Source organism: Candidatus Igneacidithiobacillus taiwanensis, assembly GCF_031962545.1.
In the GTDB taxonomy this organism is placed as follows: Bacteria; Pseudomonadota; Gammaproteobacteria; order Acidithiobacillales; family Acidithiobacillaceae; genus Igneacidithiobacillus; species Igneacidithiobacillus taiwanensis.
Genome location: NZ_JAVRKK010000084.1, coordinates 1 through 10,202, shown reverse-complemented (window position 1 = coordinate 10,202; position 10,202 = coordinate 1). Strand labels below are relative to the sequence as shown.

At 49.3% G+C, this 10,202-nt stretch carries 7 protein-coding genes and 1 pseudogene; all 8 read left to right on the top strand.

Going from position 1 to position 10,202, the window contains the following annotated elements:
- A partial coding sequence (locus RTI30_RS10080; protein ID WP_409449700.1) for a mannose-1-phosphate guanylyltransferase/mannose-6-phosphate isomerase occupies positions 1–1,460 on the top strand: 1,460 nt, incomplete at its 5' end.
- A gap of 12 nt (positions 1,461–1,472) precedes the next feature.
- Positions 1,473–2,594 carry a capsule biosynthesis protein gene (locus RTI30_RS10075; RefSeq protein WP_312283718.1) on the top strand — a complete coding sequence of 374 codons (1,122 nt, stop codon included), beginning with the start codon at positions 1,473–1,475 and terminating at the stop codon, positions 2,592–2,594.
- The gene (locus tag RTI30_RS10070; RefSeq protein WP_312283717.1) at positions 2,584–3,384 is read left to right on the top strand and encodes an ABC transporter permease; all 801 of its coding nucleotides are present in this window, start codon (positions 2,584–2,586) and stop codon (positions 3,382–3,384) included. The genes RTI30_RS10075 and RTI30_RS10070 overlap by 11 nt, the downstream gene beginning before the upstream one ends.
- 130 nt (positions 3,385–3,514) lie before the next feature.
- A pseudogene (locus tag RTI30_RS10065) lies at positions 3,515–3,755 on the top strand (transposase); the annotation flags it as partial.
- A 142-nt stretch (positions 3,756–3,897) separates the two neighbouring features.
- Positions 3,898–5,444, top strand: a protein-coding gene (locus tag RTI30_RS10060) for an IS3 family transposase (RefSeq protein ID WP_312283719.1) whose coding sequence is annotated in 2 segments (ribosomal slippage) — positions 3,898–4,360 and positions 4,360–5,444 — 1,548 coding nt in all. Because the reading frame shifts where the segments join, the coding sequence is not laid out codon by codon here.
- Position 5,445: 1 nt separating this feature from the next.
- A protein-coding gene (locus tag RTI30_RS10055; RefSeq protein ID WP_409449699.1) for an IS3 family transposase occupies positions 5,446–6,959 on the top strand; the annotation gives its coding sequence in 2 pieces (ribosomal slippage) (positions 5,446–5,877 and positions 5,880–6,959; 1,512 coding nt in all).
- An 80-nt stretch (positions 6,960–7,039) separates the two neighbouring features.
- Positions 7,040–9,868, top strand: a complete 2,829-nt coding sequence (locus tag RTI30_RS10050; RefSeq protein ID WP_312283715.1) for a putative nucleotide-diphospho-sugar transferase — start codon at positions 7,040–7,042, stop codon at positions 9,866–9,868.
- Between the two features lie 75 nt (positions 9,869–9,943).
- On the top strand, positions 9,944–10,202 hold a 259-nt coding region (locus RTI30_RS10045), incomplete at its 3' end, for a transposase (RefSeq protein ID WP_312283714.1).

The window sequence follows — 10,202 nt, the reverse complement described above, 5'->3', positions numbered from 1 at the left end:
GTAGCATGTCCATCGTACCCGTGATTCTGTCTGGCGGTTCTGGAACCCGACTCTGGCCTCTCTCCCGCAACAGCTTTCCCAAGCCCTTTGTGACTTTGCCTGATGGCGAAACCCTCATCCAAAAGACTCTACGCCGCGCCCTACCGCTGCGCGAACAGGCCCCGCTACTCATCGTCACCAACCGGGATTACTATTTTTTGACCCGGGATACCCTAAGTAAATGTGCTCGGACCCATGGACAAGCCATTGGCAACGTCCAATACCTGCTGGAACCAGCCAAACGGAATACGGCGCCGGCTATTGCTGCAGCCGCCCTGTGGACAGCGGCCACTGTGGACCCCGATGCGATTCTCCTGGTACTGCCATCGGATCATCTGATTGAGGACCAACAGCGCTTCACCCAATCGGTGCAAGATGCCAGCGCCCTCGCCGCCGCAGGGTATCTGGTCACCTTTGGCATTGCGCCCACGCTCCCCGAAACCGGCTTTGGGTACATCCAGCAAGGCGTCCAACTAGACAGCGGCTACCATGTGGCGCGATTCGTCGAAAAACCAGATCTGGAAACCGCCCAAAGCTATCTGGCCAGCGGGGAATATCTGTGGAACTCCGGTATGTTCTGCTTTCGTGCCAGCACCCTGATCGAGGCACTCCAGACTCTAAGCCCCGAAATCCTCACAACCGTTCAAAGCTCCCTGGAAACCAGTACTGCTAATGGCGATACCTTGGAACTAGGGGAGGAATTTGCCTTGAGCCCGGATATCTCCATTGACTATGCCGTCATGGAAAAGGCCCAGCAGGTAGCGGTAGTGCGAGCCGGCTTCGACTGGAGCGATCTGGGGGCTTGGTCCAGCTATGGCCTGCTCATGGAAAAGGATGCCCAGGGTAACCAGATCCATGCCCAGGAAACGGTGCTGGTCGATACCCATAACTGCGTCATCCAAAGCCCGCACCGGATCACGGCGACCCTAGGCCTTGAAGACCTCTTGATTGTGGATACCCCCGACGCCCTCCTGGTTGCCGACCGCAATCGAGATCAAGAAGTCAAAAAGATTGTCGAGATACTCAAGATCCGAGATCACGCCTGCACCGACCTCCATACCACTGTCCATCGCCCCTGGGGTACCTATACCACCCTGGAAGAGGGAGATCACTTCAAAATCAAACGCATTGAAGTCAAACCTGGGGAAAAGCTCTCCCTGCAAATGCACTACCACCGCAGCGAACACTGGATTGTGGTCCGTGGTACGGCCAAAATCGTCAATGGCGAGGAAGAAAAACTCATCATGACCAACCAGTCCACCTATATTCCTGCGGGTTGCAAGCACCGGCTGGAAAATCCAGGTAAAATTGAGCTTGTAATGATCGAAGTGCAAAGCGGTTCCTATCTGGGCGAAGACGACATTGTCCGCTTTGATGATATTTACGGCCGTGCTCCAGAAATGGTAACCAGCCCAGCATAAAAAGGAAACTACGTGCTCTCCACACTCTGGGCCAGGATACGGAAAATCAATCGGCTGTTTCTTTGGGTTGTCGTTTTTCCCACCTTTCTAGCGGTGCTCTATTTTGGCATCATTGCCTCCCCCGTCTACATCAGCGAATCCAGCTTTGTGGTCTACAGCCCCAATGAGCAGGTCAGTACCAGCAGTGGGCTGGCTTCCCTGCTCAGTTCCTTTGGAGGAAGCAACTCCACCAGTGCTGCCCAGACCATCAGCGCCTATGTCTCTTCCTGGGATGCCATGATGGCCCTGAATCGAGCCTATAATTTGAAACAGGTCTATGGCAACGACCAGATCGATATCTTCGACCGCTTTGGTGGAATCTTCTACCCCTATAGTTCCTTCGTCCGATTGCTGCGCTATTACCAGAACATGGTGGATGACGTACTGGATACCAGTAATGGCATCAGCAAACTCACCGTCCGCGCCTATTCAGCCCAAGACGCCAAGAAGATCAATGACTTTCTCTTGCAAAAGAGTCAGGATATCGTCAACGAACTCAACACCACCGCCCGCCACAAGGCGGTGTACTATGCAGAACAAGATGTAGCAAAAGCCAAGCGATCCCTGCGAGATGCGACCTTGGCACTGGCAGCGTACCGAAATGCCCACAAGGTCTTCAGCCCCCCCGCCCAAAGCAGCTTGCAGTTGGGTATGGTCAGCAAACTGCAGGATCAGTTGATCACCCAGCAGACCGAGCTGGAATCCATCCTGGCCCACGCCCCAGAAAACCCCCAACTCCCCGTATTACGAAGCAGTATCCAGGCTCTCCGAGGCCAAATCGAGGCAGAAAAATCCAAGGTTACCGGCGATCAGGAATCTCTGGCCAGCAAGGATGTAGAGTTTGAACGTCTGACCGTCAACCAGTTACTGGCGCAAAAGATTCTGGAGGCTGCCGTTACTTCCCTGGAGCAAGCCCGCGTCACCGCCCAGAAACAACAGCTCTATCTGGAAACCATCAGCCGCCCTAACCTGCCGGATGCCCCCCAGCGTCCCAAACGGATTGAGGATATCCTGGCGGTTTTTATCGTTTCCCTCATGGTATGGGGGGTATTGAGCATTCTCTATGCCGGGATCAAGGAGCACCATGAGCGCTAGTAGCAGCCAGGGGACCTTTTGGTTTCAGTTACGCCTGCAGCTGCGAGTCATCTGGGCCTTGATGCTGCGGGAGACTGTCACCCGCTTTGGACGAGAAGGTCTTGGGATGCTATGGATGATTGCAGAGCCGGCGTTATTCGTTATTGGGGTGATGATCATCTTTTCTTTTATCGACACTGGTTATCCCTATGGAATTAGCCCGGCAGAATATCTGGCGGTAAGTTATCCCACCCTCCTCTTTTGGCGCAATGGTACTGGCAGAGTGACCAAGGCCATTGATGTAAATCGAGCCTTGCTGCACCATCAGCCCATAAGACCCATGGATATTATCTATGCCCGTATCCTGCTCGAGTTTTCCAGTGCCATGGGAGTATTTTTATTCCTCTTTCCGATCTTTGTCGTCATTGGGATCTGCCATATACCCGCAAGCATATTTACCATGGCCATTGGGTACCTATTGATCATCTGGTTTTCCTTTTCTTTTGTGCTCATCATGGCAGGGCTAGCAGAGCTTAGCGAAACCATCGAGAAAACCTCTCATATTATACTGTACTTAATGCTTCCATTTAGTGGTGTTTTCATTCCAACATTCCTGGTTCCGCAACCCTACCGAGATTATCTTTTATATTTTCCGTTAATCGATGCAGTGGATTATTTTCATCATGGATATTTCGGTGCAACGGTACCCAGCTATTATCACTTAGGGTATACCGTCGCAGTCCTACTTGCCATGACCGTATTTGGGTTAGCCATATCGGGGTTAGCTATTCAAAGAGTAAGGGCATCCTAGTCATGATTACGACTTATTTCAGACCGAAAAGAAGATGCGTATCTCCATTCTCAGGTTCCCCAGGTGAAGTGGAAAGAGCATGGGGCCCATCAGGCGACTGTTCCCTGGTCGCGGGAAGGAACCTATTGCTAAGGCCCTAAAAAAAAATGCAAAGATCTGTGGCCTACCCCCCCATGTTCAAGGTGGCCTACACCATCAAGAACCATTGTAATGGGGTGCGATGGTTTGAGAGCCAAGTCTCCAACGTCAAACTGGAAGGATTCAACAGCCTGGTCCAGGTCGCCAAAGCCAGAAGCTATGGCACTACCAAGAACTTCATCAACATGGCATACCTGGTCTTGGGTAAGCTGGATCTGAGGATATCCATTTAAAACGTCGAGGAGCCGACTAATACCTATTTAAGATCCTAATCAAGCAATTCAAAAGGCAGCTACACCCCCCGGTGTCAGGGTAGTTGTCGCCTCGCCTGAATGGAGTCATGTATAGGATGGGGGCGGGAAGAGAGTCATGGAGATGAAGCATTATTCGGAAGAGCGTAAGGCCTCGGTGCTGCGGAAGATGCTGCCGCCCAACCAGGTATCTGTAGCCGAGTTGGCCAAACAGGAAGGGATTACTCGGGCTACCTTGTATTATTGGCGCAGGCAGGCGATAGCGAGTGGCGTGATGAGTGCAGTAAGCAAAAAGGCAGAGCAGGAATGGTCTGCCGAATCCAGGCTGGCGGTGGTGATCGAAACAGCGCTGCTGTCAGAGGTGGAATTGAGCGAATATTGCCGGGGGAAGGGTCTGTATCCCGATCAGGTCAAAGCATGGAAACAGGCCTGTATCGTGGGACAGCAGACGGCCTCCCAGCAGAGGCAGGTGGAGAGTATGCAAGCCCGCGCGGACCAGAAGCGGATTCGCGAGTTGGAGAGGGAACTGCAGCGTAAAGACAAGGCGCTGGCCGAAGCTGCTGCGCTCCTGATCTTGCGAAAAAAATTGAACGCCCTCTGGGGGAGCGACACCGAGGAGAAGTAACTTCGGTCCCAGAGCGGCAACGATACGTCGCGTGGATTCAAGAGGCAGTTGACGCAGGTGCCCGTAGGTCACGGGCCTGTGCCGAAGTCGGGATTTCCGTACGCACCATTCAGCGATGGACGGAGGAAGCAGGGGTGATCAAAGCAGATGCCCGCACCACAGGGGAACGACCCGTGCCCAGCAACAAGCTGAGCGATGCGGAAAGGCAAGCAGTGTTGGCAGCTTGCCACCGCCCAGATATGGCGCATCTGCCACCGACACAGATCGTGCCCCGCTTGGCGGATGAAGGGGTGTATCTGGCCTCGGAATCCACGTTCTATCGGATCCTCAAGGCCGAAGGGATGAACGCTCGGCGCGGGCGTGCGCACCCACCCCGCAAGGTACAGCCACCCACCACCCATACGGCTACCGCACCCAACACTGTCTGGTCTTGGGACATTACCTATTTGCCGTCACCGGTGCGTGGACAGTATTACTATCTCTACCTTTTTGAGGATCTCTATAGCCGCAAGGCGGTAGCCTGGGAAGTCCATACTGCAGAGAGTGGCGAGCATGCTGCCACTCTTCTCCAACGAGCCTATTCGGCGGAGCAATGCTGGCGGCGGCCATTGGTCCTGCACTCTGATAATGGTGCACCGATGAAGTCTTCCACCCTCTTGGCCAAGCTCTATGACCTGGGCATCACCCCCTCCCGAGGACGGCCCCGTGTCAGCAACGACAATCCCTATTCAGAGTCCCTATTCAGAACGCTGAAGTACTGCCCACAATGGCCGGAGAATGGCTTTGCCTCCCTGGAGGAAGCCCGATGCTGGGTGCGCGACTTTATTGCTTGGTACAACCACGAGCATCGTCACAGCCGCATTCGCTTCGTTACCCCTGCCCAGCGTCACCAGGGCGAGGATCAAAGGTTGCTGGCAAAACGTCATGCACTGTATGAAGCGGCCAAGGCAAGAAATCCTGCGCGATGGTCAGGCAAGACGCGTAATTGGGCGCCGGTCGGCGCGGTCGATCTCAACCCGCAGCGACACGAAAAATTGGCAGCGTAAAATGGGAGACACGACAACTACCTTGACAGACGCCGCTGTAGCCGAGTTGGCCAAACAGGAAGGGATTACTCGGGCTACCTTGTATTATTGGCGCAGGCAGGCGATAGCGAGTGGCGTGATGAGTGCAGTAAGCAAAAAGGCAGAGCAGGAATGGTCTGCCGAATCCAGGCTGGCGGTGGTGATCGAAACAGCGCTGCTGTCAGAGGTGGAATTGAGCGAATATTGCCGGGGGAAGGGTCTGTATCCCGATCAGGTCAAAGCATGGAAACAGGCCTGTATCGTGGGACAGCAGACGGCCTCCCAGCAGAGGCAGGTGGAGAGTATGCAAGCCCGCGCGGACCAGAAGCGGATTCGCGAGTTGGAGAGGGAACTGCAGCGTAAAGACAAGGCGCTGGCCGAAGCTGCTGCGCTCCTGATCTTGCGAAAAAAATTGAACGCCCTCTGGGGGAGCGACACCGAGGAGAAGTAACTTCGGTCCCAGAGCGGCAACGATACGTCGCGTGGATTCAAGAGGCAGTTGACGCAGGTGCCCGTAGGTCACGGGCCTGTGCCGAAGTCGGGATTTCCGTACGCACCATTCAGCGATGGACGGAGGAAGCAGGGGTGATCAAAGCAGATGCCCGCACCACAGGGGAACGACCCGTGCCCAGCAACAAGCTGAGCGATGCGGAAAGGCAAGCAGTGTTGGCAGCTTGCCACCGCCCAGATATGGCGCATCTGCCACCGACACAGATCGTGCCCCGCTTGGCGGATGAAGGGGTGTATCTGGCCTCGGAATCCACGTTCTATCGGATCCTCAAGGCCGAAGGGATGAACGCTCGGCGCGGGCGTGCGCACCCACCCCGCAAGGTACAGCCACCCACCACCCATACGGCTACCGCACCCAACACTGTCTGGTCTTGGGACATTACCTATTTGCCGTCACCGGTGCGTGGACAGTATTACTATCTCTACCTTTTTGAGGATCTCTATAGCCGCAAGGCGGTAGCCTGGGAAGTCCATACTGCAGAGAGTGGCGAGCATGCTGCCACTCTTCTCCAACGAGCCTATTCGGCGGAGCAATGCTGGCGGCGGCCATTGGTCCTGCACTCTGATAATGGTGCACCGATGAAGTCTTCCACCCTCTTGGCCAAGCTCTATGACCTGGGCATCACCCCCTCCCGAGGACGGCCCCGTGTCAGCAACGACAATCCCTATTCAGAGTCCCTATTCAGAACGCTGAAGTACTGCCCACAATGGCCGGAGAATGGCTTTGCCTCCCTGGAGGAAGCCCGATGCTGGGTGCGCGACTTTATTGCTTGGTACAACCACGAGCATCGTCACAGCCGCATTCGCTTCGTTACCCCTGCCCAGCGTCACCAGGGCGAGGATCAAAGGTTGCTGGCAAAACGTCATGCACTGTATGAAGCGGCCAAGGCAAGAAATCCTGCGCGATGGTCAGGCAAGACGCGTAATTGGGCGCCGGTCGGCGCGGTCGATCTCAACCCGCAGCGACACGAAAAATTGGCAGCGTAAAATGGGAGACACGACAACTACCTTGACAGACGCCGTACACCTTGATGAAATAACCTGTATTTTCTGTATGGAGCTATATCATGTATTACGTAGAACATTTTGATTCCGAAATGATTGTTGATAGCTTGCTAAGGATAGCATCAGAAGAATTTCTTCCGCTATGCTACAAGATGCTCCTCAGAAGAGAGTTCGACGAAGAAGGCCTCATGCATTATTCATGTGAAATGAACAAACACCGTTCGCGCATTAAGATAATTAATAGTATTGCATCATCTGTAGAGGCAGGCAAAAAAGGAATAAGCAATGATATTCTCTACCAATTAAGAAAATCATCAATTAGTAATTCTACAAGCAAGATAGATAAGCTGTTTGATTGGATTGGTTGGGCGCGATCTTACATCGACGACTGCAAAGTAGTAAGCAGCATTATTGGCGAACATTCAAATAAGGATCTTCAAATATCTCCGAAAGATATTGCTTTAATACAACAATATTTATTAGCTGAAATAAGAAATTCATTTGAAGGTGTTAGTTGCCTTCCAGACATAAAAAGATTTGCGCTAGAATCAGCTATTTTTGAGCCGGATTTAGATACTCTTAAAACCAGGTTTAAACAACATTACTTAGAAAGAGGTAATTGGGTATATAATTACTTTAGAACGCGTGGCACTAATGAAGCGGAGGGCGCGTTTGGTGGAATTGCTATGGAACTTGATTATAGAGCGATAAGCGCATTAAGTAAAGACGATAGCTTGGCAATTTTGAATACCTCGCGCACAGTTGAATCTGCAGTAATTGGACTAACAACTCTTGGAAGGCCGTCACTAACATTAGCTTTAAAATCTCTTCTTTCACAAAAGTGGCCTGATGGCTCACCGCTAAATGCCATGATTGTGCTTAACGTTCCTAAGACAGTTGATTTAGAGTTAATAGATAACTTACTAAATCCACTCGGGAACAATGTAGATAGAATTATCATTAACTATATTTCCGACTATGGTCCAATTACAAAGTTGGTTGGAACATTGATGAGAACAACGGTAGATAATAACATAATTCTCCTTGCAGACGATGATGTCACCTATCCAGAATTTCACTTTTCTAATCTAATCAATTACCATTCATTATTAGGAGGGAAATTTGCTATAGGGGCATCTGGTTTTAACTGGAAGTTAAAGCTTCGTGAATACCCAGCACCTAATGCTGAAGAGTTGGGTTATGAGTCTGTTGAGGGACATTTATCAAATGTTGATATAATAGAAACATGGTGTGGTGTATGCCTCACTAGAAGTTGGTTTGATAATGATTTTATTGACACAATACGCTCTACGTTAACAAATAATTCAGATATTCTACGCCATGATGATCTTTTTTATTCAACATATCTCACCGCAAAAGGGATTGACAAGATCAATATCAACTCTAATGATTGTAATAGATATAAAACAGGATTTTCTGTAAACCAAGAAGAAATAAAAAAATTAAACAAAGGATTAGAATCTCTTAACGGGGGGTGCTCTCGTCAGATGAACTGGGTGCGCACTTGCGAGTATTTATCGGAGATCCAGAGCACGGTATTTAGGAAGATTGGAAAACAAAAGAATACAAAAAAAATAGCGCTTGCCACAATTTGTGTTGGAAAGAACTATACCGATGATATGTGGCCAGGGATATTGTCAAAGGTAGAATATTGCGATAAATACGGATACGATTTTATATTTGTAAGGGAATCGCTTAACAATGAACTCCCGTTAATTTGGTCGAAGTTTTATTTAATAGAAAAACTTCTCTTAGACGGTTATGATAAAATCTTTTACTCTGACGCGGATGTATTTATTACAAATCCAACAATACGCTTGGAAAGCATTTTCGCTTCACATGAGGGGGACATACTTGTTTCACAAGATATAAATGGAATAAATATTGGAAACTTGTTTGTGCGTAACACCACTGCATCACTAGACTTGATTAGGAAATGCCTTCAAGATGAAAGGTTCCACTTTAATTCACCTTGGTATGAGCAGGCTGCTTTTGTTTATCACGTTACTAACGATAAAAATTTTTCCAATACAATTAGCATATGTCAAAAGAATGTATTTAATTCTTATGTCAATGATTGGGTAGCTAATGACTTTTTGATTCATTTAGCAGGAGTTTACGGAAGAGTATCTCGAACTATTATTAGAACATTTAGGGATCTTGCTACTGGAAAAAAAGAATTTCAACAGGTTTCTCATTTGCTGTCTCCATTTTTTCCAGACTATTTACCGGACCCCAATAGAAGATTGAACTTAACTCCTAAGGTAATTGAAGTTGATTTTGATAAATTAAGCCACCAAGATGTTTATGTGGCAAATAATAATATTTTATCTGCCAAGAAGTTTGTTGTTATTTGTGGTCAATATTACTACGAGTTTATCGAGTCCATAGGATATCACAAAGATATTCTTCTTTTGAGAGACGAAGGTTCATCTAACGTTAATTTTGAAGCAATTGTATCAAAACTTAATTCTTCTATAATTGCCATATATACGCATGATAATAATAATTGCGTCAACTTAGTTCAAATGCTTTCAAAATATGGTTCTGTTTTAATTGTGTTGCTAGCATCAAATCTAAGCAATAATCGATATGACGAACTTCGCTCGTTAAAATTTATTGCAGAAAAGTATAGAGGAACCTCTATTACTGTTAGGATTGAAGATATTATATCTGATCCAAATCGTACAATTGAATTAGTCGGAGATTTCATTGGTGTTAATAACCTACCTGCTTCTTTTCGAGAGGTATGCCTACATAAATCTGATGGAGAGGGTTTACTAGACTTTTTCGGTTACCGTGGCTCATCTTCTTACCATAGAGATCAAGAATGCAAAGGGAAGAATGATCCTATAGACTTTCTTATGTGATTCCCAACAATTTAGATTGATGCTGATAAAGTCCGTGGTATAATTGTGTAACGCTAGAAATCTGGGGGTTGAGGTATGCGCGGAGCCCAGGTGGAGACCCAAGGAATGTTCAGCTACCTGTCGCCGGAGCAGCGGGTACCGAAAGATCATCCCCTGCGTGCCATCCGGGTGATTGTGGATCGATCCTTGGCGGAGCTGAACAGCCACTTTGATAGCATCTACTCCGATCTGGGACGTCCCTCCATTCCGCCGGAACATCTCCTACGCGCCCTGCTGCTGCAAGTGTTTTATAGCATCCGCTCGGAGCGGCAGCTGATGGAACAACTGGACTACA